26 protein-coding genes, 2 tRNA genes and 1 pseudogene are annotated in these 23,161 nt (G+C 35.8%); 14 read left to right on the top strand and 15 right to left on the bottom strand.

Annotated elements, in window-relative coordinates; translation table 11 throughout:
• Positions 1–18: 18 nt before the first annotated feature.
• The 5 genes and pseudogenes from ABWU72_RS01260 to ABWU72_RS01240 all read right to left on the bottom strand — a co-directional run bounded on the left by ABWU72_RS01260 (position 19) and on the right by ABWU72_RS01240 (position 4,375).
• Positions 19–1,935, bottom strand: a complete 1,917-nt coding sequence (locus tag ABWU72_RS01260; RefSeq protein ID WP_155969319.1) for an ATP-dependent helicase — start codon at positions 1,933–1,935, stop codon at positions 19–21.
• A gap of 112 nt (positions 1,936–2,047) precedes the next feature.
• Entirely contained in the window at positions 2,048–2,530 is a 483-nt protein-coding gene (locus ABWU72_RS01255; protein ID WP_231115908.1) for an IS630 family transposase, read from the bottom strand.
• A 28-nt stretch (positions 2,531–2,558) separates the two neighbouring features.
• Complete coding sequence (locus ABWU72_RS01250; RefSeq protein ID WP_155968342.1) at positions 2,559–2,906, bottom strand: IS630 transposase-related protein; 348 nt, start codon at positions 2,904–2,906, stop codon at positions 2,559–2,561.
• A gap of 77 nt (positions 2,907–2,983) precedes the next feature.
• Positions 2,984–3,313 carry a hypothetical protein gene (locus ABWU72_RS01245; RefSeq protein ID WP_246165590.1) on the bottom strand — a complete coding sequence of 110 codons (330 nt, stop codon included), beginning with the start codon at positions 3,311–3,313 and terminating at the stop codon, positions 2,984–2,986.
• A 73-nt stretch (positions 3,314–3,386) separates the two neighbouring features.
• Positions 3,387–4,375 (bottom strand): annotated as a pseudogene (locus ABWU72_RS01240) (IS630 family transposase).
• 822 nt (positions 4,376–5,197) lie between these two features.
• Here ABWU72_RS01240 and ltrA point away from each other — a divergent pair.
• The 10 genes from ltrA (at position 5,198) to ccmE (ending at position 14,342) form a co-directional block, all read left to right on the top strand.
• Positions 5,198–6,502 (top strand): group II intron reverse transcriptase/maturase, encoded by a 1,305-nt coding sequence (gene ltrA, locus ABWU72_RS01235; protein WP_017531706.1) that lies wholly within the window; start codon positions 5,198–5,200, stop codon positions 6,500–6,502.
• 106 nt (positions 6,503–6,608) lie between these two features.
• Positions 6,609–7,337, top strand: coding sequence for a hypothetical protein (locus ABWU72_RS01230; RefSeq protein WP_353283810.1), 729 nt, complete (start codon positions 6,609–6,611; stop codon positions 7,335–7,337).
• A gap of 73 nt (positions 7,338–7,410) precedes the next feature.
• Positions 7,411–7,998, top strand: a complete 588-nt coding sequence (locus tag ABWU72_RS01225; protein ID WP_006279581.1) for an NADH-quinone oxidoreductase subunit J — start codon at positions 7,411–7,413, stop codon at positions 7,996–7,998.
• Positions 7,989–8,297: an NADH-quinone oxidoreductase subunit NuoK gene (nuoK, locus tag ABWU72_RS01220; protein WP_006012916.1), complete on the top strand. Its 309-nt coding sequence runs from the start codon at positions 7,989–7,991 to the stop codon at positions 8,295–8,297. The genes ABWU72_RS01225 and nuoK overlap by 10 nt, the downstream gene beginning before the upstream one ends.
• Positions 8,298–8,301: 4 nt before the next feature.
• A complete protein-coding gene (nuoL, locus tag ABWU72_RS01215; protein WP_353283809.1) occupies positions 8,302–10,149 on the top strand; it encodes an NADH-quinone oxidoreductase subunit L in 1,848 nt (615 codons plus the stop codon).
• 3 nt (positions 10,150–10,152) lie between these two features.
• Positions 10,153–11,595: a NuoM family protein gene (locus ABWU72_RS01210; protein ID WP_353283808.1), complete on the top strand. Its 1,443-nt coding sequence runs from the start codon at positions 10,153–10,155 to the stop codon at positions 11,593–11,595.
• Positions 11,592–12,968: an NADH-quinone oxidoreductase subunit N gene (locus ABWU72_RS01205; RefSeq protein ID WP_155969448.1), complete on the top strand. Its 1,377-nt coding sequence runs from the start codon at positions 11,592–11,594 to the stop codon at positions 12,966–12,968. Before ABWU72_RS01210 ends, ABWU72_RS01205 begins: the two co-directional genes overlap by 4 nt.
• Positions 12,969–12,980: 12 nt before the next feature.
• On the top strand, positions 12,981–13,832 hold the full coding sequence (locus ABWU72_RS01200; RefSeq protein WP_155969450.1) for a biotin--[acetyl-CoA-carboxylase] ligase: 852 nt from the start codon (positions 12,981–12,983) through the stop codon (positions 13,830–13,832).
• Positions 13,829–13,966, top strand: coding sequence for a hypothetical protein (locus ABWU72_RS01195; protein ID WP_182158513.1), 138 nt, complete (start codon positions 13,829–13,831; stop codon positions 13,964–13,966). Before ABWU72_RS01200 ends, ABWU72_RS01195 begins: the two co-directional genes overlap by 4 nt.
• Positions 13,950–14,342 (top strand): cytochrome c maturation protein CcmE, encoded by a 393-nt coding sequence (ccmE, locus tag ABWU72_RS01190; RefSeq protein ID WP_155969452.1) that lies wholly within the window; start codon positions 13,950–13,952, stop codon positions 14,340–14,342. Before ABWU72_RS01195 ends, ccmE begins: the two co-directional genes overlap by 17 nt.
• Positions 14,343–14,439: 97 nt before the next feature.
• Here the strand turns inward: ccmE and ABWU72_RS01185 are convergent, their stop codons facing one another.
• Complete coding sequence (locus ABWU72_RS01185; protein WP_353283807.1) at positions 14,440–14,622, bottom strand: hypothetical protein; 183 nt, start codon at positions 14,620–14,622, stop codon at positions 14,440–14,442.
• Positions 14,623–14,660: 38 nt separating this feature from the next.
• On the opposite strand from ABWU72_RS01185, the gene ABWU72_RS01180 reads away from it, so the two are divergent.
• Positions 14,661–15,008 (top strand): IS630 transposase-related protein, encoded by a 348-nt coding sequence (locus tag ABWU72_RS01180; protein WP_155968342.1) that lies wholly within the window; start codon positions 14,661–14,663, stop codon positions 15,006–15,008.
• 19 nt (positions 15,009–15,027) lie between these two features.
• A complete protein-coding gene (locus ABWU72_RS01175; RefSeq protein ID WP_155968340.1) occupies positions 15,028–15,519 on the top strand; it encodes an IS630 family transposase in 492 nt (163 codons plus the stop codon).
• A gap of 6 nt (positions 15,520–15,525) precedes the next feature.
• Here the strand turns inward: ABWU72_RS01175 and ABWU72_RS01170 are convergent, their stop codons facing one another.
• The 4 genes from ABWU72_RS01170 to ABWU72_RS01155 form a co-directional block, all read right to left on the bottom strand.
• Positions 15,526–15,762 carry a hypothetical protein gene (locus ABWU72_RS01170; protein ID WP_353283806.1) on the bottom strand — a complete coding sequence of 79 codons (237 nt, stop codon included), beginning with the start codon at positions 15,760–15,762 and terminating at the stop codon, positions 15,526–15,528.
• A 101-nt stretch (positions 15,763–15,863) separates the two neighbouring features.
• Entirely contained in the window at positions 15,864–16,316 is a 453-nt protein-coding gene (locus ABWU72_RS01165) for a hypothetical protein (RefSeq protein WP_353283805.1), read from the bottom strand.
• A gap of 45 nt (positions 16,317–16,361) precedes the next feature.
• Positions 16,362–17,834, bottom strand: coding sequence for a magnesium transporter MgtE N-terminal domain-containing protein (locus ABWU72_RS01160; RefSeq protein WP_213863613.1), 1,473 nt, complete (start codon positions 17,832–17,834; stop codon positions 16,362–16,364).
• Positions 17,835–18,046: 212 nt separating this feature from the next.
• A tRNA-Ala gene (locus ABWU72_RS01155) sits at positions 18,047–18,122 on the bottom strand.
• Between the two features lie 320 nt (positions 18,123–18,442).
• Here ABWU72_RS01155 and ABWU72_RS01150 point away from each other — a divergent pair.
• Positions 18,443–18,515: transfer RNA gene (locus ABWU72_RS01150), tRNA-Lys, on the top strand.
• Between the two features lie 19 nt (positions 18,516–18,534).
• Positions 18,535–19,788 carry an NADH-quinone oxidoreductase subunit NuoF gene (nuoF, locus tag ABWU72_RS01145; protein ID WP_155969053.1) on the top strand — a complete coding sequence of 418 codons (1,254 nt, stop codon included), beginning with the start codon at positions 18,535–18,537 and terminating at the stop codon, positions 19,786–19,788.
• A 28-nt stretch (positions 19,789–19,816) separates the two neighbouring features.
• On the opposite strand, the gene infC is transcribed toward nuoF, so the two are convergent.
• From infC to nuoI, 5 genes are read right to left on the bottom strand one after another with little or no spacing between them, the layout of a single operon-like run.
• A complete protein-coding gene (gene infC / locus ABWU72_RS01140; protein ID WP_006279610.1) occupies positions 19,817–20,335 on the bottom strand; it encodes a translation initiation factor IF-3 in 519 nt (172 codons plus the stop codon).
• A 12-nt stretch (positions 20,336–20,347) separates the two neighbouring features.
• A complete protein-coding gene (thrS, locus tag ABWU72_RS01135; RefSeq protein ID WP_353283804.1) occupies positions 20,348–22,249 on the bottom strand; it encodes a threonine--tRNA ligase in 1,902 nt (633 codons plus the stop codon).
• Entirely contained in the window at positions 22,246–22,461 is a 216-nt protein-coding gene (locus ABWU72_RS01130) for a hypothetical protein (RefSeq protein WP_155969049.1), read from the bottom strand. Before ABWU72_RS01130 ends, thrS begins: the two co-directional genes overlap by 4 nt.
• Positions 22,455–22,577 carry a hypothetical protein gene (locus ABWU72_RS01125; RefSeq protein WP_255322257.1) on the bottom strand — a complete coding sequence of 41 codons (123 nt, stop codon included), beginning with the start codon at positions 22,575–22,577 and terminating at the stop codon, positions 22,455–22,457. Before ABWU72_RS01125 ends, ABWU72_RS01130 begins: the two co-directional genes overlap by 7 nt.
• Entirely contained in the window at positions 22,577–23,059 is a 483-nt protein-coding gene (gene nuoI, locus ABWU72_RS01120) for an NADH-quinone oxidoreductase subunit NuoI (RefSeq protein ID WP_038199316.1), read from the bottom strand. Before nuoI ends, ABWU72_RS01125 begins: the two co-directional genes overlap by 1 nt.
• Positions 23,060–23,161 lie beyond the last annotated feature (102 nt).

Below are 23,161 nucleotides of genomic sequence, written 5' to 3'. Positions count from 1 at the left end.
TTATCTGCAATTATAGCTTCAACAGTAGGCAATGTTGCTTTTAATTACCTCAACATTTTCTCTTGGCAATTCTTTAATGAACCGAGAAGTGCGCATCGGTTGCCACTGGTTGTTAATTTCCCTCCTATCTGCACATGAAATGATTAACCTTTCTTTGGCTCTGGTTATGCCAACATATGCGAGTCTCCTTTCTTCTTCTAAAGCTTTACCACTTTTGTCATCAAAAGATCTTTGATGAGGAAATAATCCCTCTTCCCAACCAGGTAGAAACACGCACGGGAATTCAAGTCCTTTGGCTGCATGAAGAGTCATAACATATACGGTGTCATCGTTATTCATATTATCCACTTCCATCACCAAACTTATGTGCTCCAAGAAAGTTGTGGCATTATCGAAATTTTTTAAAGATGAGATGAGCTCCTTGACATTTTCTATTCGTGCTAAGCCTGTTACCTCCTCATTTTCAAGCATTTCAATATACCCTGATTGGTTTGCTACGATTTTAACGAATTCATGCAGTGGTTTTACGCTTACTATTTCTTCCCAAGCTTTAATTTTATTTAAAAAATCATTTAGTGAGAGTTTAATTCTTTCGGTTACTTGATTACTATTAACTAATATTTTTGCTGCCTCAAAAAAAGAAATTTTGTTATCCTGAGCAGTCGTGTATATTTTCTTTAGAGTTGTAGCTCCTATGCTTCTTTTTGGCCGGTTTACGATCCTTTCGAAAGCTAAGTCATCGTTATTGTTTGTAACGAGTCTTAAATATGCAATTATATCCCTGACTTCCTGACGTTCGTAGAATTTTACGCCACTTATAATCTTGTAGGGAATTGAATATTTTATAAAATACTCTTCGAGAACTCTAGTTTGAAAAGTGGCCCTTACCAGCACTGCAATGTCACTAAATCTGTATTTATTGAGCTTTAATATCTGTTCGCTTATGAACCTTGCTTCAGCTTTTCCGTCCCATAATTTTATTAGATTTACCTTTTCCCCTTCAATGTTTGTTGTCCACAATTTTTTTTCTAAGCGAGTCTTATTGTGATTGATAACATATGACGCAGTTGCAAGTATGTGGGATGTTGACCTGTAGTTACACTCTAGTTTAACGGTTTTTGCATTTTTAAAATCATCAGAAAACTTCAAAATATTTTCAACTTCTGCACCACGCCAACTATATATCGACTGGTCATCATCTCCTACACAGCAAATATTTGAGTGCTCTTTTGCAAGGTATTTTAGCCAAAGATATTGTATCGCATTTGTATCTTGATATTCATCTACCATGACATATTTAAACTTGTTTTGGTAGTAGGACAGAACTTCGGTCTTTTGATTAAAGAGTTGTATGTTATATAGCAATAAGTCACCAAAATCGACAGAGTTAAGGAATCTCAACCTTTCCTGATACTGGTGATAGACTTTGAGTGCAGTTACGTACACTGGCCTAAATGATTGAATATCTTCCACTTCAGATGGCAATAAGCACTTCTCTTTCCATTGCTGAATAATATTCATAATGGTCTTACATTTTTCTGATAGGTAATCAGGGCTTATTTCATTGATAATATTTTTTATTACCTGTAATTGGTCATCCACACCAATGATTGTAAAATTGGGGTTTAAGCCCACAATTTCTGCGTGCAGGCGCAAAATTTTTGCTGCAATTGCATGGAAAGTGCCAAGCCATGGTATGTTTGTGCCCGTTAGCTCAAGTACCCTTGATACCATCTCATTTGCTGCTTTATTTGTGAATGTAACAGCTAATATTTCATCAGAATAAGCGTGACCATTTCTAATTATGTGTGCTATTCTTGAAGTAATCGTTCTTGTTTTTCCGGTTCCGGCTCCTGCCAATATTAAAACCGGTCCATCTATGTTAGTTACAGCTGATTGTTGTTCTGGATTTAGCAGTGAGAGATAATCGTTCATCGTAGCCCTATAGATTATAACTTCGTAAAGTTAAACCTATGATTGAAATATTGTAAAGGTTTTATTGAATAGAACAGTTAAAGAATGCTTCACTCAAGTACTATAGTATTTTCTAAAATGAATGATAAATTTCCATTATGGTATTACCAACCAAAAGTTGTAAGTCTGTATATTTATGCATTAAAGGTCTGAGGCGGCTTTTGATGGTATTCCAACAATGCTCTATAGGGTTCAAATCTGGTGAATATGTTGGTAGATAGAGCAAACGGCATCTAGCATTATCTATTAACTCCTTTGTTTTGGGAGTTTTATGGAATGTGGCATTGTCCATAACTATTGTAGTACCATGTGGCAATTTAGGTAATAACATCTTCTCTAACCATGTATTGAATACCTCTTTGTCACACCCACCTTTGAAAGTCATTGGTGCAATAAATCTCTTTCCAATCCACCCGCCTATTATACTGATTCTCTCTCGTTTTCTTCCTGGAATATCTGCATAAATTTTCTTTCCTATTGGAGCACGTCCATACTCTCGGTATAACCTATTATCAACTCCTGCTTCATCTATATATAAGATGCTGGAATGGTCTATTTTTGAGATTTTATCGGTAAATCGCTGCCTATCTTCTTGATTGCGCTCTTGATATAGTGTAACTTTTTTTTAAAGTAATTCTTAGCTGTTTCAGCCTATACCAAATTGAATTTATTCCAAATCCAAGATTTTGTTTCATCTCTGCCAGCGTATGATCTGGATTCTTTTTAACATATTCTTCGAGTATTTTTGGGTCTATTTTTCGAATAAAGCTGCCGTTTTTCGATGGCCTTAGGCTTTCACCAGCGGCTTTCTTTCTTAACCAGCGGTACAGAGTTGCTATTCCTATCTCCAAAAGCTCTGCCACCTCAACCTTTGACTTCCCTTTTTCTATCATCGATACTGCCCTTTCCCTTAAATCCACACTATACGCCATTATAACTCAAATAGCTTATTATACCTTTATCATTTACTTTGGGAAGTACTATACATATTTAAACGTAGGTTTTACATCTATTTTGTTTTAGTAGTTTCAGGTGTATGTCGAGTAACAACAACTTGATTTGAGGTATTGGCACCAGAACTTCTGCTTGTTGGGTGGATAAGTGGAGTTTGGAATGGCTTATATGTACGGTTTAGTTCCTTCATTTCTATTTCTTCAACTTCAACAAGGGGTTTTTCTTTTGGGGTATAGCGATTATGCGTTGCAGGTCGTTCAGTGAGATTTTCATATGTTTCTTTCAACCAAGTTCCGATATCATACATAAATCCATACGCTTTTTCTTTAAATTCTCTTAATGATCTACTGAAACTTGCTAGTGTGTTATTAAAGTAAATTGTCATATAGTCTCTTGTGGTGTATTGATAACTTTCTCCATCTAGTCTGCTACTTTGTGCGTTATACCAATTCTCATTACTAGTGAATCAAATAAGCGGCATTGCAGAGTTTTTTAATTGTGGAGTGAGAAAGAGAGGTAATAAATTTGCACAAAGCGCTCTCAAGCAAAGCAATTGTGTCGTAGATTTTGTTACGCAAAATGTTCTGTTTTATATATAACCAAAACCTCTCAACAGGATTGAGGTCAGGTGAGTATGGTGGTAGGTATATAATGTCGATATTTTTAGGTACTTTTAAATTTTTTGACTTATGCCAACTAGCACAATCCATGATAAGAAATGCCTCCCTTGTTCCTAAATATTGTGACATCTGCTCAAGGAATATATTCATACAATCAGTATTGACGTTTGAGCTAGAACTTTCTCCATTTCTGGGATTAACTGCACTATAGAGATAAAAATTTTGCCTACCTAGTTTTACCTTAACCTGTGTCCTAATGCCTTTTTTAAACCACCCGTGTCCAATCTTTGAATGTGTGCCAAACCGCGATTCATCGAAGAAAAATAGCTCTTTTTCAGGATACATGACAATAGTTTCATTAAGATTTTTTTTTAAATTCCTCTTGTTTACTTTTATCTTGTCCGTTATGCACTGGTCTTGGTGTGATATATGAGAATTTCATTCTTTGCATATTACGGTGTACTGTAGATTTGCTGATATTCAAACCAAACTTTTCTTGAATTCTTATTTTCATTTCTTTTATAGTAATATTGGGGTTTTCCTCTATCCACACCTCAACTTGTTCACGTTGACTTTGATTCAATATAGTTTTTCTACGGCGTTGAGGCGGAGCAAATAATTTTTCTTCTCTGCCAAATTTTAGGTCATGCAGTAAGTGCCTTTCTTGAAATGCAGCATATCTTTGCTACGGCTGTTATACTGTGCTTTTTTGCTGCAATTACAGCATTTAGTTTTTTTGCAACATATGCGTTATTTCTTACTTTCTTCAGCATTTCTTTTGCTGATTCCACCACTTTTTCATCCAATAATTTTGATCTTAATGCCATTTAAACCTCGCTACTTTACTTACTTCAGTATGGCTTTTTTTCTATTATTGTCTATCCGTTACTTGTGTAGCGGGAATTGGTATTAGAACTATTGTTGCTTTTGAAATAACCAAATATGTTGTACATTTTGAGCTACCGCTGATTATTAATATACATATATTATGCATTAATAAATTAAAGTTGTCAAGAATTTTACTACTTGCACTCTGTAAAGTTTTTGTTGTGTACTTTGAACTTTGAGAAAAATGGACGCCTAAATTTGACAATTGTGAAAATATTAGTTAAAATTATTGTATGTTAAGTATAGTAAATAGGAGAAAATATGCGTGCGCCAAGCAAAGTGCGTAAAGTCCAGTTGGTGAAAATCCAACCCAGGCAAAGCCTAGCCAGCAGGCTGGAACAAACCACTATGCTGCGTAAGGTAACGAGCGTAGTAAAGCTAGTGGAATGGACAACACAGGGTACAACGAAAGTGAAGGTATTGAGTCCCGAAATTCTCGATGTCATAGAGGTCGACACGTTGCATATAGTGGAAGACAGCAAGAAGGGTAACAATAGGGCAAGTTATCACTCACTCTATCGGGATCTGAGGCCGTATCACGTGTTGAGATGGAGTTTACGTAAACTTGGGAGATCCTTTGTATTCCTATTAAGGTACGTTGGAACAAGTCAACAAAGGCGAGTACTGACGGAAGATATAAAGGAAGTCGGACTGATTGATAGTACTCAGAGTGTGGGAAAGCCACATACAAGGGGAAGCGGTCAGCAATATAGTGACTGGTTTAGGAATTGCTATGCCAATACAACGGAGGTTGGAATAACGTGCAAAGAAAACTAAATCAGATAGCAGTAAGAGCCAGGCAAGATAAACGATTGAAATTTACATCGTTAATTCATCTGATAAACGCAGAGAATCTTGCTGAATGTTATAAAGAGCTAAAGCATAACAAAGCATGCGGTATAGACCAGGTGACAGTAGAAGCTTATGGAGAAAATCTTGAAGAGAAGCTCAACACTCTGGTGGATAGTATGAAAAGAAAGCGATATCAACCGCAACCAGTGAAAAGAGTATATATACCAAAAGCTGGAAGCAAAGAGAAACGCGGGCTTGGAGTACCGTCTACAGAAGATAAGTTAGTCCAGATAATGCTGAAGAAGATATTAGAAAATATTTATGAAGCTAACTTTCTGGATAACTCATATGGTTTTCGTCCTGGTAGAAGCTGTCATCAAGCGGTAAATGCACTAAATAAAGCAGTTATGTACAGACCAACTAACTATGTAGTAGAAGTTGATATCAAGAAATTCTTTGATAATGTCCAGCACAAATGGCTAATGAGATGCTTGAGAGAACGGATAACAGACCCAAACATACTGTGGTTAGTAAAACGATTTCTTAAGGCAGGAGTAGTCGAAGCAGGACATTATGAAGCAACTGAACTAGGCACACCTCAGGGGGGAATAGTAAGTCCTATACTAGCTAATATATACTTGCATTATGTGCTGGATTTGTGGTTTGAAAAGAAATTCAAGCTAAGATCTAAAGGTTATATGGAGCTAGTTAGGTATGCAGATGATCACCTGATTTGCTGCGAAAGAGAAAAAGATGCTAGAGAACTCTTAGAGTCACTGAAACAAAGGCTAGGAAAATTTGGACTGGAAATATCTGAAGACAAAACAAGAATAGTAAAGTTTGGCAAAAAGGAGTGGCAACAAGGAATAAGGGAGAAACGAAAAACGGAAAGTTTCAACTTTCTAGGATTCACCCATTATGGTACAAGGAGTCGTAAAGGTAGAGTAATGGTAGGTCATAAAACCTCGAAAGAAAATCTATCTAGAAAACTTAAAGAAATCAAAGAATGGGTGAAAAAGATCCGAAATAAAGTTCACCTTAAAGATTGGTGGTCAATACTTAAAGCAAAACTAACAGGACACTATAACTACTTCGGAGTTAGCGGAAATTACCGGTGGTTGAATAAATTCTTCTGGCGGGTAATCAAGCTAGCGTATAAATGGATAAACCGACGTAGTCAGAAGAAGAGTATGAATTCAAAGCAATTTATACACTATCTACAAGTTAATCCATTACCAAAACCAAGAATATGCTACTCATTATATACAAAATAGGAAATGCTGTGAATACTACATTGTGGAGCCGTGTGCGGGAAAGCTGCAAGCACGGTTCTGGTGGGGGAGTCATAGCGATAAAACTTAATCAGGAGGATTTAAAACTATGACTTCTACCAAACCTACTAATTCTGATGAGCAAAGAAAACTTTCACTTGAAGAACGGATAGTTATTACGTCTTTAACATCTGTGGAAAATTTAAGAATCCATAATGTTGAATCAGTTAAAAAAACGACTGACATAATAAGTTATTATGTTGAACAAATAAAGGAGCCCTTTGAGGAATTTATTAAGCAAATCAATGAGATACATACTTCATTTATGTGGGAACTTGATCGTCTTGATCATGATACTTTGAGAGAACACTTTAATGAAGGAGTAACAATAGATGCACTAAAAGAACATGTGCAATCTGTTGGACAATACTTAGAATGCACTTCAAAGATTTTATATAAATTTGGTAAGTTAAATGATGAAGAAAAACAACAAGGTAGTGATTTAGTAGCAGAAAAACTTAAAATAATAGAAGAGATTTCAAATCCTAAAAGCAAGCCAAACGCTTGTAGAACTTGTTGTGCTTTAAGTGGTGGTGCAATTATTGGAGCAGCTATAGCATACCTTGCAGGAGCTGCCACTTTAGCTCCTGCTATTGTTGCTGTTGCAGTATTTATTGCAGCCACTGTTGTTGGTGCACTGGTGGGTTATGGTATTGGAAAATCTTGTGAAAAGGTCAGTGAAGAAAGGCAAAAGGATCGCCATATGAGCATAGGTACTGTGATTAAGAATGTCCTTACTCCTGAGTGTTTAAAATCACAATCGCAAGTTCATCCATAAGGTAGGCATTTAGTATTGACTTTACAACAATAGTCACTTTAAATTAGTAACTATTGTTGCAGTTAAAGTATCAATGCCTTTTTTCTTTTATTTTTTTGCAATTCTCAGCATTTTATCTGCTGTATGCGTAATTAGTGTAAGAAATCCTGTGCATGCAGTATTATTTTTAATTTTCACCTTCGTTAACTCTGCAGTTCTTTTCATTCTCCTTGGAGCTGAGTTCATTGCTATGATGGTGATGATAGTATACATCGGTGCGGTTGCGGTGTTGTTCCTCTTTGTAGTTATGATGCTCGATATTGACTACATAAGGTTGCGCCAGGGTTTTGCAAAGCATTGCACTCTTGGTGCTATGTTGTGTGTTGTGTTTTTTCTAGTCATCAGCTTTGTAATCCGCAGCTCAGCACCGAATATAAGCAATGTTATAAACTATAATACCAATAATGTGAAAGCTATTGGTAATTTGCTGTATACCGACTACATGTACGCTTTTCATCTTTCTGGTATTCTGCTGCTTGTTGCAATTGTCGGTGCAATTGCTCTTACTTTGCAGGACAAGAAAAAAGGAGTTAAAAAACAGAATGTATTAAAGCAATTGACACAATCTTCATCTGTAAAATTGATTAAGGCTAAATTTGGAAAAGGAGTAGAATGGAAATAGGATTAAATCACTTTTTGATAGTTGCTGCTGTTTTGTTCACTATTGGAGTGTGCGGTATTTTCATCAACCGTAAGAGCATAATCAATATATTGTTATCAATAGAAATATTATTGCTGGCAATTAATATCAACTTAGTTGCTTTTTCTGCCTTTATGAATGATATAGTTGGGCAAATTTTTGTGATGTTTGTGTTGACTGTTGCGGCAGCAGAGTCAGGAGTTGGGCTTGCAATATTGGTTGTATATTATAGAAGCCGTGGCAATATAGATGTTGAACAAGCAAATTTAATGAAAGAATGAAAGTATGATGGATATACTGAAATTAATAGTATTTTTGCCACTTTTTGGTTCGCTATTTGCAGCACTTTTTAGAAAAAGTCAGTTAGTTACAACGGCAGGGATTGGAATATCTGCAGTTTTATCTTGGTATGTTTTTCTCACCTTCTCTGAAAATTATCACTTGAGTTTATTTCCTTTGTTTTCATTGAGCATCTTAAAAGTAAATTGGGCAATTAGTGTGGATGCTCTCTCATCCTTAATGCTTATTGTTATTACCACCGTTTCACTGGTAGTACATCTCTACTCTATCGGTTATATGGAGCGTGATAAGGGGAAGTCGAGGTTTTTTTCTTACCTATCGCTATTTACGTTTTGCATGATTGTGCTGGTTGTAAGCGATAATTTCGTGCAGCTTTTTTTTGGCTGGGAAGGGGTTGGCCTATGTTCTTATTTACTCATAGGATTTTGGTTCCAAAAATATTCTGCAAATAATGCAGCAATTAAAGCATTTGTTGTGAATAGGGTAGGAGACTTTGCACTATTGATTGGAATCTTTCTTATTTATTATACATTTCACTCTTTGAATTTTACTGAAGTTTTTGACACAACTGATCTTCTTGGCACGCAGAACATTAGGGCATTCTGCTGTGAATTCAAAGTAACTCATATAATATGCATATTACTTTTTATTGGCTGTATGGGTAAATCTGCACAGCTTGGTTTACATGTTTGGTTGCCAGATGCAATGGAAGGGCCAACTCCTGTTTCTGCACTTATTCACGCAGCAACGATGGTAACAGCAGGTATATTTTTAGTAGCAAAGTGTTCTCCATTGTTTGAGTTATCAAATGTGGCACGAGAATTAATAGTTATCGTTGGAGCACTCACTGCTTTTTTTGCAGCCACCGTTGCAATTACTCAGAACGATATAAAGAAAATAATTGCTTATTCAACCTGCAGTCAACTTGGTTATATGTTCATGGCATGTGGGCTTTCTGCTTACAATGTTGCTATTTTTCATTTAATGACACACGCTTTTTTTAAAGCTCTACTATTTCTTGGTGCTGGCAATGTGATTCATGCAATGCATCATGAGCAAAACATTCAGAAAATGGGAAATTGCTGGAAGAAAATCCCTTGCACTTACGCTCTCATGTGGATTGGATCTCTTGCGCTTTCTGGGATATTCCCATTTGCAGGTTTTTATTCAAAGGATTTGATAATTGAACATGCTTATAGCACGGATAGCTTTGCTTTTGTAATAAGCTTAGTTGTTGCATTCTTCACAGCGTTTTACTCTTGGAGGTTATTGCTTCTTGTGTTCCACAGCCAAAAACAAAGTAAAATTAATATATATGAGGCACCAAAGATTATGCTTATACCATTACTGATACTCGCTTTTGGATCAGTATTTTCTGGAATATGGGGAGCAAATATTTTGAACATAACTAGTAATGCGTTTTGGAAATCAAGTTTAGTGATGATTGATGAGCATGGAGTTCATAATTTCTTTATAAAACTACTGCCAACCTTAACAAGCCTAAGTGGAATAGCACTTGCGTACCTAATTTACCAATATCAAGTAATTAGGCAAATTAAGAGTAAATTTTTACTTAAGTTTTTGCAGAATAAATGGTACTTTGATGAGGTGTATGAGTTTGTTATAATTGCACCGATAAGGTTTATATCTAGGCTTCTATGGAAGTTTGATGTTAAGGCTATTGATTCATTTGGACCAAATGGTGTTGTAAGGTTGGTTAATGAATGTTCAAAAAGTTCTATAAAGTTACAAACTGGTTATATATTTGATTATGCATTTATTATGTTTGTTACTTTAATAATCGGTGCTTTATATATTATTGGAATTAAATAGAAGGTGTTGTTACTTAGTATATTTTTGCTTCCACTGATAGGAGCGTTGATTTTATCCTTAATCAGGATTAATCATCAATCTATACACTTAAGATTCCTTGCTCTATTTTTTGCTGTACTTCCATTTTTGCTTAGCATTGTAGCTTGTATAGAATTTGATTATAACGATGCGGACTTTCAGTTTGTCAGCTACCCAATTAGAAATGTTGGAATAGGGATAGATGGTATATCGTTGCTTTTCCTTCTGCTTACAACTTTCTTGTTTGTAATTTGTATACTCTACAACTGCAAAATGAGTTATACAACCCTTAGGCCATATATGGCATCATTTCTACTGCTTGAGAGTTTTGTAGTCGGTTTTTTCGTTTCACTGAATGCTATAAGCTTTTATGTGTTTTTTGAAGCTGTTTTAATACCAATGTTCTTTATTATTGGCATCTGGGGAGGAAAACACAGGGTATATGCAACGTTTAAGTTGTTTCTTTATACATTAACTGGCTCATTATTATTTCTACTTGGATTGGTTTACATCTATAACATTTTTGGAACGTTTAATATACAAAAATTAGCTACATTAGTGCCAAGCCTTGATCTTGAAGTGCAGTCATTGCTGTGGATTGCATTTTTTATTTCTTTTGCAATAAAAGTACCGATGTTTCCATTTCACACTTGGCTTCCTGATGCGCATGTACAATCACCAACTTCTGGATCTGTGATTTTAGCTGGCTTGCTTATTAAAATGGGAGGATATGGATTTTTAAGGTTTTCTATTCCAATGCTTCCTCAGGCAAGTTTATATTTTTCAAATTTCGTTGTTGTGCTGAGCATTATTGCGGTGATATATGCTTCGCTAGTTGCGTTTGCTCAAGATGATATAAAGAAGTTAATAGCTTATTCTTCAATAGCACATATGGGGATCGTTACTGCTGGCCTCTTTTCATTTTGTGAGGAAGGAGTACTGGGTAGCATATTTCAAATGATTAGTCATGGCCTTATTTCTGCTGCTTTATTTTTGTGTGTTGGAATGCTATATACTCGAACTGGAACTTTGGAGATTGCAAAATATTTTGGCATAGTAAACACAATGCCAAAATTTGGTTTTATATTCATTTTATTTTCAATGGCTTCAATAGGGCTACCTGGAACATCTGGATTCATAGGTGAGTTTTTGGCTATGGTTGGAATGTTTAAGAGCATAGGGTTTTTTACAGGATTTATCGCACTTGGCACTATTTTAAGCGCAGTTTATATGCTGAATTTATGTAAGCAAATAATATGGGGGGTTAGCTATTCTAAATTATTAAATAACCGCTTGGATAGCATAGAATTTTCTGTCTTAATTCTGCTTGCAGTGTTTGTTATTTTGCTTGGATTCTACCCAACCCTTGCACTGAATTATTTGAAGCCATGTATGGCAAATTTGTTAGTCAAATATAATGCGCTATGAATTATATACAGATATTGCCGGAAACGTTCTCTATTATCTCCTCGTTAGTGTTGCTACTGCTTGGAATTATATTTAACCGCCGAACTATCAACTTATTAGCACTTGGCTGCACAGTGGTAACTTTGATTATTTTAATTATTTCGGCAGAAAACAATGAAATTTTTCTCTTTAATTCGTTGTTAAAACTCAATTTATACATCAGGTCAGCCCAAGGGTTAATTCTCAGCACAGGAATTTTAATACTTTTGATGCTGAATTTATCAAAATATGACTATAAATATGAATTTTCAATACTGATTCTTTTTGCGCTATTTGGCATGATAACTTTGGTTTCAGCAAATAGTCTGATTTCTTTTTATTTAGCTTTTGAGTTGATGAGTATATCTTTGTATGTTCTTGCGAGCTTTAATAAAGATTCAGCTTATTCATGTGAAGCAGGAGTGAAATATTTTACACTTAGTGCACTATCTTCCTGCATTATGCTATATGGAATGTCGCTGCTTTATGGATATACAGGACAAGTCAATTTCTCTGAGCTCGGTTCATTCTTGCAAAGCCATCAGATAACTTATGGAATAGTTTTTGGATTAGTCTTTATCCTAATTGGTTTGTGTTTCAAGCTTGCTATTGCTCCTTTTCATATGTGGGCTCCAGATGTTTATCAAGGTGCACCTACCATAGTAACTGCGTTTTTTTCTACAGCTCCAAAAGCTGCACTTGTAACATTTTTAATTCGATTGATGAATGAAGAGTTAGTAAATGTAAAAAGTTATGTTCAGCCTATTTTCTTATACGTTTCAGCATTGTCTGTGCTTATCTCAGCTTTTGGGGCCTTACGTCAGCAAAACTTAAAAAGGCTGCTTGCTTACAGTTCAATTGGTCACATTGGTTTTATATTTGCTTCACTTTCTATTTTTACACAAGCAGGAACAGATAGTGCCTTAATGTATCTGGTGATATATATCATCACAAGCATAGGGCTATTCTCATATCTCGTACAAATTGACGATGACGATTGTGATATTGCAAATTTATCTGGTATAGGGAAGAAGCGCCCAATTGTAGCATTTCATCTTTCTGTGCTGTTACTCTCGATGTCGGGAATACCTCCACTTGCAGGTTTTATCGCTAAATTTTTTATATTCAAAAGTTTAATAAATTCTGGCTTTATCAGCCTGTCCTTGATCCTTGTAATAGCAAGTGTTGTATCGTGTTACTATTATCTAAATATCATAAAAGCTATGTATTTTGATAAAGCTAGTGGTAATAAGGTTGCTTATTCTAAGGGTCTATTCATTATCACTTCAGTGGCTTCACTGATCAACCTCGTTCTTTTCTTGTATGTAGAAGTCTTTACTCACTTATTGAACTAAAGGGCTGACAAGGTGATCCCTGAGGGCTTTCATATTCATCATTACAAAGAAGTTTCAAGCACTAATAAAGAAGCGTTGGATTTAATTGATAAAGGAATATCAAATGAAACCGTTATTGTTGCTGATAAACAAACAGAGGGTAGAGGGCGCATTGGAAAAAACTGGATTTCTCCAGAGGGTAATTTTTATGCAAGTTTGGTAATAAACCTCTTTAACGATTATCTGAATGAAAGCCAGCTTTCGGTGTCATTCCAGCGCGTGACGCTGGAATCTAGGAATCAAGAAGCATGGATCCCAGTGTCAAGCACTGGGATGACAGAGAAGGGTTTGGTGAATAAAATTGCGGATGTTAGCAAATTAACAGAATTGACTTTTGTTACTGCTTTTGCTGTTGGAAATACTATACTGTCATTTATAAATGGTCTAAATCTCCAGTATAAGTGGCCAAATGATGTCCTTATTGATGGCAAGAAAATAAGCGGAATATTGCTTGAAAAAAGATCTAATTCGAATTGGCTCATTATAGGAATTGGAATTAATGTCAATCATGCACCACTTCCAGGAACAACGTGCATTAGCAATTACGGTGAATCTGTGTCTAACATGGATCTGTTAAAGGAATTAATAATAAATTTTAATAAGCTAAGAAAGCAATGGCTATTTGATGGGTTTTATGCTATAAGAGAAATGTGGTTAAAAAAAGCATTCAAAATGAATGAGCAAATCAGTGTAAAGTTAGCTGACAAATTGTATGAAGGAATTTTTGCTGATATAGATAAAAGTGGTAAATTGGTGTTGCAGCAAAAGGATGGAAGCTTAATTTATTTTGATGCAGGTGAGTTATTTATTGATAATGCATTATGAATACATATGTAATTTTTGCTTACCTTATTAGTTTTACGTTGATTACCGGAGAACTGATTTTTACCATTTCTTGCTATACTAAAAGTAAAAAAATTCTAGAAAGCCTGAAAGATAATAATGAAGAAGAAACATAAGCGATTACTTATAACTTCAGGAATTTTCTGCTTTTTAAGCTGCATAGTTTTTTTTATTTTAACAACGCTCAAAGAAAATATCTCATTTTTCTATACAGTAAGTGAGGCAATAGTTTTACCAAATAATCAAAAGCCAATCCGTGTTGGTGGAATGGTTGTTGAAAATAGCGTGATACAGAGCGAAAGCGAAGTAATTTTTCAAATGACAGATTTTAACAAAAGCGTTGTGGTAAAATACCAGGGAATACTTCCACCAATGTTTTCAGAAAAAAGTGGTGTTGTTGTGCAAGGTAAAATGTTTGATAATAGTACTTTTCTTGCAGATACAGTGTTTGCAAAACATGATGAGAACTATATGCCGAAAGTTTTAAAATAGATTCCCTAACCCCAACTGTACCTAAATAGTATGTGAAAAAAGTAATAGCCCACTGGGCTATTACTTTTTCTTATTTTTGCTAATTATTAGCTATTTTCTATCCTAGTGGATTTAACTCTGGAGAAAAAAAGGTGTTGGGATTTATTATGTCAGAATCCGTGAATGAATCTACTTCCTCTCTCAATTTATCTATTTTCTCAATTAAACCTGAATCTTTATCACCAACCTTTGTAATTAGCTCGTCAAGCTTACTCCTTTCTTCTGTTATAGTACTTCCCAAAGTAAATGATAAAGGTATAATAAGCTATTTGAGTTATAATGGCGTATAGTGTGGATTTAAGGGAAAGGGCAGTATCGATGATAGAAAAAGGGAAGTCAAAGGTTGAGGTGGCAGAGCTTTTGGAGATAGGAATAGCAACTCTGTACCGCTGGTTAAGAAAGAAAGCCGCTGGTGAAAGCCTAAGGCCATCGAAAAACGGCAGCTTTATTCGAAAAATAGACCCAAAAATACTCGAAGAATATGTTAAAAAGAATCCAGATCATACGCTGGCAGAGATGAAACAAAATCTTGGATTTGGAATAAATTCAATTTGGTATAGGCTGAAACAGCTAAGAATTACTTTAAAAAAAAGTTACACTATATCAAGAGCGCAATCAAGAAGATAGGCAGCGATTTACCGATAAAATCTCAAAAATAGACCATTCCAGCATCTTATATATAGATGAAGCAGGAGTTGATAATAGGTTATACCGAGAGTATGGACGTGCTCCAATAGGAAAGAAAATTTATGCAGATATTCCAGGAAGAAAACGAGAGAGAATCAGTATAATAGGCGGGTGGATTGGAAAGAGATTTATTGCACCAATGACTTTCAAAGGTGGGTGTGACAAAGAGGTATTCAATACATGGTTAGAGAAGATGTTATTACCTAAATTGCCACATGGTACTACAATAGTTATGGACAATGCCACATTCCATAAAACTCCCAAAACAAAGGAGTTAATAGATAATGCTAGATGCCGTTTGCTCTATCTACCAACATATTCACCAGATTTGAACCCTATAGAGCATTGTTGGAATACCATCAAAAGCCGCCTCAGACCTTTAATGCATAAATATACAGACTTACAACTTTTGGTTGGTAATACCATAATGGAAATTTATCATTCATTTTAGAAAATACTATAGCATGTCATTTAATTGACTGATAGAGTTGCTATTGTTATGCAATACATCATCCAATTCAGGAACGAATTTCGTGTTCAGCTCTGCGATTAATTTATCTAAAGCTTTGTGGACATAACCAAGCTGCGCTGGATTTCGCGCAACTGTTTCATCATAACCTTTAGGTTTGGCGTTAACTTCTATTTTGCTTATTACTTTAAGTTCGTTTTTGCTTTCTTGTTTACTATTATTCATGCTAACTCCTATAAAAAATTAGAACTTTGAAACTAACTAGTTACCTTGAAATGGTATGTGAAAGAAAGCAACAGCCTGCTAGCAAGCTATTACCTTTTTTATTAAAGCAATCCGTTCTCTCCGCCAGTAATATGGAGTAATGAAGGAGCTTCTCCAATCTCTGGTATATCATCAAGTCTAGCCTGAAGATCTTTAAGTTTAACGTCTATCTCGCTTGTCTTTGTGCCTATGTTTTCTATAGTTGATGACAGTGGTTCTACTATGCCGCTTGTCATCACATCACTTACATCATCGTTATATTTATTAATACTTTTCATCAGACCATCATAAAAATTTTTAAGATTCTTAACGCTTACCGTGATTGTCGGTATAGCATTAATCTCTTTTTCTTCCATAACCTTAGTTATATCAATTCCATCCGGTGCGCTTTTAGTAGTAATCTTCTTTATTTCTGGTATTGCAAAATTTGGTTTATTAAACGCCGGCTTCGGAAGTTGTAATGTATTATTTGATTCAACTTCTTCACTAGAATATAATTCTGTATTTTTACTCATAATAGTTACCTCCTATAAAAAACTACTTATCTTTATAAATCACTACTATACAAATAACAGTGAGTCATTATTAATGTCTACTATTGTGAAGTCTGAGGCCTGTCCGATTTCTGGCATATCGTCCTTGATTTGCTTGAGCATCTCAATCATTTCCTTGTTCTGTTTACTCTGCTCGTCAAGTTCCCCTTTTAATGCATCAATAATAGCTTTAGATTGATCTTTACTGCCAAGATCACCAATCACAGCTGTCACCTTTTCATAAGGCAGCTTGTGAATAATATCTTTAAGCTCTTCTGCGCCTATGTTATCCAAAAGTTCTTTAAACTGCTCATTAGACATATTGCGAGCAAAAGCTTGAAGTTTTTCTGGATTATCAACTAAAGACTTAATGATAATCTGGATCCTATTAGAATCAGTTAAATCCTGAGCAATTGCTTCGAGTTTCTCAGGATCAAGCTTATTAACTAAGTCTTTCAGTTGGTCTTCTTGCAGACTATTTACTAAAGCTTTCAACTGATCACCTTCTAATTCTTTGGAGAGTATTGTCAAGTGGTGCTCAGCCAAGTCTTTTGCAAGCACTGTAAATTGCTCGTCATTTAAAGTTTTAATAAGTGCTTTGAACTGATCCACTTTTAAGTGAGGTAAAATTTCTTTTACTTGTTCTGGATTTAAGCCTCTCACTAGAGCTTCAAGCTGAGCATCATTTAAAATAGGAACAATTATTTGTAATTTTTCTGGATTTAGTTCCTGAGCAAGAGTTTGTAATTGGTGATTGGTTAGATGATCTACTAAAGCTTGGAGTTGTTCATCTGTTAAGTTCTCTGCTAAGGTCTGTAGTTGGCTTGAGCTCAGTTCAGGAATTATTTTTTGCAGTTGCTCGTTACTAAGAGTATTGGTAAGAGTTTTTAGTTGATCGTCTGTTAGGCCCTGAATAAAAACTTTAGTAAACGCGTTTGATAGCAACAGTAGCACATCTCTTATATGTCTCTCACCGTAGTATAACATAATGTCTTGTAATACCTCATTGTCAGGTGAATCGATTATATTTCCTGCCTCGTCTGAAAAATAATATTTATTGTTGCCAGTATCTGAATCTTCCCATGTTACATATTTGTATTCCAATTTTTTTGATTTAATAGAACTGCTACACATAGTTTTGAAAGGCTGCACAAGCTCTCTTGTATATGATAACTTAGCCAACTCATTACCGTAATATACAAATGTATGGTTACTTTTTACATAATCTAAGTTAGAATCACTTTTATAATCTTTGGCTACCAGATTTCCTTCATTTTCTTCCTCCAGACATATGTAACTGTCTAGGCAAGAACTGCTGCAAAGTTTTATAGTCAATAAGCCTAGTACTACATCGTTTTTATCATCCAGCGATACAAGCTCAACTTTTTTAATAGGCATTGTAGGATCATTACCTTCAGGCCACTTTATCCTTGTAGTCGGGGTTTTTCTAAACACCTCTTTTCCAGGTATCATCTTAAAAACATGCTTTTTTCCACTCATAGGCGTTACCAATAAATTAATTGTTAGTATTCTAACATTTATTGATTAATTTATTGTTAAGTTAGTATATATTACAATTGTAATAACCAACATTACTTGTGTAGAGAAAAGTTACGAAAAGAAATAGAGATTTTCAGGGAAATAGTATAAAATCCTCATAGATTAAAATAAGCTGCTTTGACAGGTTTTGTGGCGGCTAGAGCTGTATAGACTGGTGGAGGCAAGCGGGATCGAACCGCTGACCTTCTGCGTGCAAAACAGATGCTCTACCAGCTGAGCTATACCCCCAGGTAATTCTTGCTTAAAGCATAAATCACTCAGGCTGAAATGCAAGAAATATTTATCTATTAGGCTATTGCTAAATAGTGTACAAATTCTGCAGGGTGTACACACTTCTCTATTTTTTTGTCTCCTTAGCGTTATACGTCACACCATCCAAATAAATCTGTGAACTAAAAATTAACAAGAAGTTTTCCTTTAAAAATTTTTTAACTAAATTATCACTAACACAGTATATTATATAATTTATTTAACCACACATGAAAATTTTAGTTTGATTAAAACGGATAAAAACTATATTACTATTGAGTATAGCTGAAAAATGAAATGATCCCGTAGCTCAGCCGGTAGAGCAACTGACTTTTAATCAGTGGGTCACGCGTTCGAATCGCGTCGGGATCACTCACAAATTTTGAAAAACATGCTAAAAGAACAAGACAAAATATTCACCAACCTAAATGGTAAAGAAACTCCACTACTTGAGGGTGCAAAAAAACGTGGTAGCTGGCAAAAAACAAAGGAATTACTGGATTTAGGATCAGAAAAAATCATTGATGAAGTAAAGAAATCTGGTTTGAGAGGTCGAGGGGGTGCAGGATTTTCCACCGGCCTTAAGTGGAGCTTTATGCCCAAAAATCTCCCAAAAGCATATTTAGTAGTCAATGCAGATGAGTCAGAACCTGGTACATGTAAAGATAGAGATATATTGCGATATGAGCCACATAAGTTACTTGAGGGAATTCTCCTGGCCAGCAGAGCGATCAGCGCATCAGTTGCATATATTTATATCAGGGGTGAATTTTATAATGAATATTTAGTTCTAAAAAAGGCACTTGAGGAAGCCTATAAAGAAAACTTAATTGGAAAAAATGCCTGCAAATCAGGTTATGATCTTGATGTGTTTATCCATAGGGGTGCAGGAGCTTACATATGTGGAGAAGAAACAGCTCAACTTGAATCAATTGAAGGAAAAAAGGGCTTTCCTCGCATGAAACCTCCATTTCCTGCAGGTGTTGGACTTTTTGGCTGCCCAACTACAATAAACAACGTTGAAACTATAGCCATGGTTCCAGATATTCTGAATCGCGGAGGAGAATGGTTTGCATCTCTTGGTAAACCAAATAATACTGGTACCAAGGTCTTTTGTATTTCAGGGCACGTAAACAACCCGTGTAATGTTGAAGAAGAGCTCGGAATTCCATTACGTGAATTAATTGAAAAATACGCAGGTGGAGTGCGAGGAGGTTGGGATAATTTACTTGCTGTAATACCTGGTGGGTCTTCAGTGCCATTAATTCCAAAATCTATATGTGATACTATTGAAATGGATTTTGATTCATTAAGAACTGCACAATCAGGGCTTGGTACTGCTGCTGTAATAGTGATGAATAAATCAACTGATATAATAGCTGCAATAGAGAGGTTATCACACTTTTATATGCATGAGTCCTGTGGACAATGCACACCATGCCGTGAAGGTACTGGATGGATGTGGAGGATTATGAAGAGGATGGTGGCAGGAGATATTAAGCCTGATGAAATAGATAAGCTGCTTGACCTTACAACTCAAATAGAAGGACATACAATTTGCGCACTTGGCGATGCTGCAGCTTGGCCGATTCAAGGATTAATAAGACATTTTCGCCATGTTATCAAAGAGAGAGCGATAATTTAACTTTACTTATACTTCTTAAGCCGTTTTGCTACTTAGCAACCAGAGCTAAAAAATATTGATTCCCTTCTCTTTTAGGTGCCAATTCTACCTTTGCGATATCTTCAGTGTCTCGAATTAGCCGTTCTAATTTTTCCAGTCCAACTTCAGTGTTTATAAGCTCTCTCCCTCTAAATCTCATTGTGACTTTAATTTTATGTCCGTGGGCAAGTAAGTCTCTTGCTTGACGCAATTTTGTTCCGTAATCGTGATCACCAATATTGGGACCCAGTTTAATTTCTTTTATAGTTAATGTTTTTTGTTTCTTTTTTGCTTCACTTGCTTTCTTTTTTATATCATACTTTTGCTTGCTATAATCCAGAATTTTACATACTGGAGGGGTTGAATCAGGTGCAATTTCCACCAAGTCTAAACCAACACCCTGTGCAAATTCCAAAGCTCGTTCTATTGGCACGATTCCGACCATTTCACCACTATGATCAACTAAGCGTACCTCCTTAGCTGTGATAAATCCATTAATTCTGTTTTTATTGTTCTTTTTAACTTGCAAACTTTAACTCCCTTAATTCAAATTAATACTTTTTAACAGCGATTCATTAGCCTTTTCCAAAGAAAAAGACTCCTGTCTTTCCGATCCTAAATTTCTTACTGACACAGTTTTACTTGTAACTTCATTTTTGCCTACAATCCACAATATAGGAACCTTGTTTGAACTATGCAAACGTATCTTATAACTAATTTTTTCATTGGTCAAATCAGTCTTGACTCTCACACCTTGTTCTTTTAAAATATTGCTAATTTCTGTGGCGTAACTGTCAGCTTCATTTGTAATGGTCAGAATAGCAAGTTGCGTTGGAGCAAGCCAAACTGGAAATTTTCCTGCATAATTTTCTATCAAAATTCCGATAAAACGCTCAAAAGTCCCAAGAATTGCCCTATGTAACATGACAGGGTGATGCTTGTGCCCATCTGCCCCTATATAAAAAGCTCCCAGACGTTCTGGTAAAATGAAATCAACTTGTAATGTTCCACATTGCCAATTTCTGCCTATTGCGTCTTTCAAAACGAACTCTAACTTTGGACCATAAAATGCACCTTCACCAGGGTTAAGTTTATAACTCAAGCCCGCTTCTTTAACGGCTTCAAGCAGCGCTTTTTCAGCTCTATCCCACACTTCATCATTACCTGCTCTAATATCTGGACGGTCTGAAAATTTCACAGAAATTTCATTAAATCCAAGCTCTGAATATACTTCTTTTAAAAGGTCACAAAACTTTATAGTCTCAGAATTCACTTGTTCTTCCATACAAAAAATGTGTGCATCGTCTTGCGTAAAACCACGCACTCGCATCAGTCCGTGCAATGAGCCTGAGCTTTCATTTCTATGGCATGTGCCAAACTCTGCCATACGTATTGGTAAATCACGGTAGCTCCTGGTGTGAGAATTAAAAATCTGCACATGACAAGGACAATTCATGGGTTTTATTGCTAACTTTTTATTCTCAGATTCGTCAACAATAAACATATTTTCACGAAACTTATCCCAATGTCCAGATCTTTCCCACAGCTCTTTACTTACTAAAATAGGAGTTTTTACCTCAAAATAGCCATTATTTATTAGCTTCTTTCTGATGTAAGACTCAAGAACATTATATAGAATATATCCTTGTTCATGCCAAAAAACCTGCCCGACAGCTTCCTCTTGGATGTGAAATAAATCCATATCCTTGGCAATTTTGCGGTGATCACGTTTCTCTGCTTCTTTGAGACACTCAAGATAAGCGTTTAATTCATCCTTATTTCTCCATGCTGTGCCATATATTCGCTGCAACATTGGGCCCTTTGCATCACCTCGCCAGTATGCACCCGCTACTTTCATAAGTTTAAACGCTTTAACTCTGCCGGTTGATGGTGAGTGCGGACCACGGCATAGGTCTACAAAATCGCCTTGTCTATAAACAGTTAGGTTTTTACCCTCTGGTATGGATGAGATAATATCAACCTTATATTTTTCGCCTATATCACTAAAGAAATCAATTGCCTGCTTGCGAGTCCAAACTTCTCGAACAAATCTGTGGTTACTTTTTACAATCTCTTTCATTTTCTTTTCTATTGCGGTAAGATCGTCCGTAGTGAAGGTACGACCTGTAGCAAAATCATAGTAAAAACCGTCCTGAATTGTTGGGCCGATAGTAATCTGAGTATTAGGAAATAGCTCTTTCACTGCCTGTGCCATTATGTGAGCAGCATCATGCCTTATTATATCTAAACCCGCTTCGTCACTCAGTTGTATCACCTCTATCTCTGCATCAGCTTCAATTTCACGTGAGAGATCATGCAACTCACCATTTACCTTAAAGGCAATTGCTTCTTTCAAAACATCCGGTTGTAATATATCAAAGCCAGTAACTTTACCACTGTATTCTTTTACTTTTTGTTCGGCTGAAAAAGTAATCCTAATCATTTATCGACCCTTTTGTCTAACCCTCTCTTTGTCATCCCAGTGCGTGACACTGGGATCCATCTTATTTTTATAATGGAAATTAGTTTAACGTATGCTCCTAAAATCTGTTGTCCATTGCACAATTTGCAAATATTTTTATACCTGGACCCCAGTGTCAAGCACTGGGATGACACCTTTGTGTTTGAGGCAAAACAGGCTATAACATTTAACATACTGCCCTCGCAAACAAATGTTCGTACAGTTGTGTATCAGCTACTGGGATGACACCACCCCTAGTGGGCACTGCCCCTAAATCATAATGGATAACAGGGTTATAAGCTCTGAACATTAATAATAAGGCCTATTCTTTTTTAACCTGAGTGCAATTGCGTCTTCCCAAACTTCACCATTACGCAATAACTTTTCTTTATTGTACATTAGCTCCTCTCTCGTTTCAGTAGCAAATTCAAAGTTAGGACCCTCCACAATTGCATCAACTGGACATGCCTCTTGGCAAAGTCCGCAGTATATGCATTTTGTCATATCAATATCATAGCGCGTAGTGCGGCGACTACCGTCTTCTCTTTCCTCTGCTTCAATAACTATTGCTTGAGCAGGGCAGATAACTTCGCATAATTTACAAGCTATGCATCGTTCTTCACCGTTTGGATACCTACGCAACGCATGCTCACCACGAAACCTTGGACTTAAAGGGCCCTTCTCCATAGGATACCTCAAAGTAACCTTTGGCTTAAACATATATTTTAATGTAATAACAAACCCTTTAATTAACTCTACAAAAGACCAGTACCAAGCTAATTTCTTGAGCATAAAATATTTAAAACTTGTGTCAGTCATTATAAATCATATTATCAGTTTTCAAAATAAATATTTTCACCTGGGTGACTTTTTAGGTATTTTGGTTTCTTAAGT

Origin of the sequence: Wolbachia endosymbiont (group A) of Lypha dubia, from assembly GCF_964028575.1 — a bacterium.
Lineage (GTDB): Bacteria > Pseudomonadota > Alphaproteobacteria > Rickettsiales > Anaplasmataceae > Wolbachia > Wolbachia pipientis.
This window is presented reverse-complemented; position numbering and strand designations above follow the sequence as displayed.

Coding starts and splice junctions, on each gene's coding strand:
- nuoI (WP_038199316.1), bottom strand. CDS start 23,059: ATGCTCAAGAAATTAGCTTGGTACTGGTCTTTTGTAGAGTTAATTAAA.
- ABWU72_RS01260 (WP_155969319.1), bottom strand. CDS start 1,935: ATGAACGATTATCTCTCACTGCTAAATCCAGAACAACAATCAGCTGTA.
- ABWU72_RS01180 (WP_155968342.1), top strand. CDS start 14,661: ATGGCGTATAGTGTGGATTTAAGGGAAAGGGCAGTATCGATGATAGAA.
- ABWU72_RS01170 (WP_353283806.1), bottom strand. CDS start 15,762: ATGAATAATAGTAAACAAGAAAGCAAAAACGAACTTAAAGTAATAAGC.
- thrS (WP_353283804.1), bottom strand. CDS start 22,249: ATGATTAGGATTACTTTTTCAGCCGAACAAAAAGTAAAAGAATACAGT.
- nuoL (WP_353283809.1), top strand. CDS start 8,302: ATGATGGATATACTGAAATTAATAGTATTTTTGCCACTTTTTGGTTCG.
- ABWU72_RS01125 (WP_255322257.1), bottom strand. CDS start 22,577: ATGTTCAGAGCTTATAACCCTGTTATCCATTATGATTTAGGGGCAGTG.
- ABWU72_RS01130 (WP_155969049.1), bottom strand. CDS start 22,461: ATGTTAAATGTTATAGCCTGTTTTGCCTCAAACACAAAGGTGTCATCC.
- nuoF (WP_155969053.1), top strand. CDS start 18,535: ATGCTAAAAGAACAAGACAAAATATTCACCAACCTAAATGGTAAAGAA.
- nuoK (WP_006012916.1), top strand. CDS start 7,989: ATGGAAATAGGATTAAATCACTTTTTGATAGTTGCTGCTGTTTTGTTC.
- ABWU72_RS01245 (WP_246165590.1), bottom strand. CDS start 3,313: ATGACAATTTACTTTAATAACACACTAGCAAGTTTCAGTAGATCATTA.
- ccmE (WP_155969452.1), top strand. CDS start 13,950: ATGAAGAAGAAACATAAGCGATTACTTATAACTTCAGGAATTTTCTGC.
- ABWU72_RS01250 (WP_155968342.1), bottom strand. CDS start 2,906: ATGGCGTATAGTGTGGATTTAAGGGAAAGGGCAGTATCGATGATAGAA.
- ABWU72_RS01165 (WP_353283805.1), bottom strand. CDS start 16,316: ATGAGTAAAAATACAGAATTATATTCTAGTGAAGAAGTTGAATCAAAT.
- ABWU72_RS01225 (WP_006279581.1), top strand. CDS start 7,411: ATGCCTTTTTTCTTTTATTTTTTTGCAATTCTCAGCATTTTATCTGCT.
- ABWU72_RS01230 (WP_353283810.1), top strand. CDS start 6,609: ATGACTTCTACCAAACCTACTAATTCTGATGAGCAAAGAAAACTTTCA.
- ABWU72_RS01205 (WP_155969448.1), top strand. CDS start 11,592: ATGAATTATATACAGATATTGCCGGAAACGTTCTCTATTATCTCCTCG.
- ABWU72_RS01160 (WP_213863613.1), bottom strand. CDS start 17,834: ATGAGTGGAAAAAAGCATGTTTTTAAGATGATACCTGGAAAAGAGGTG.
- ABWU72_RS01195 (WP_182158513.1), top strand. CDS start 13,829: ATGAATACATATGTAATTTTTGCTTACCTTATTAGTTTTACGTTGATT.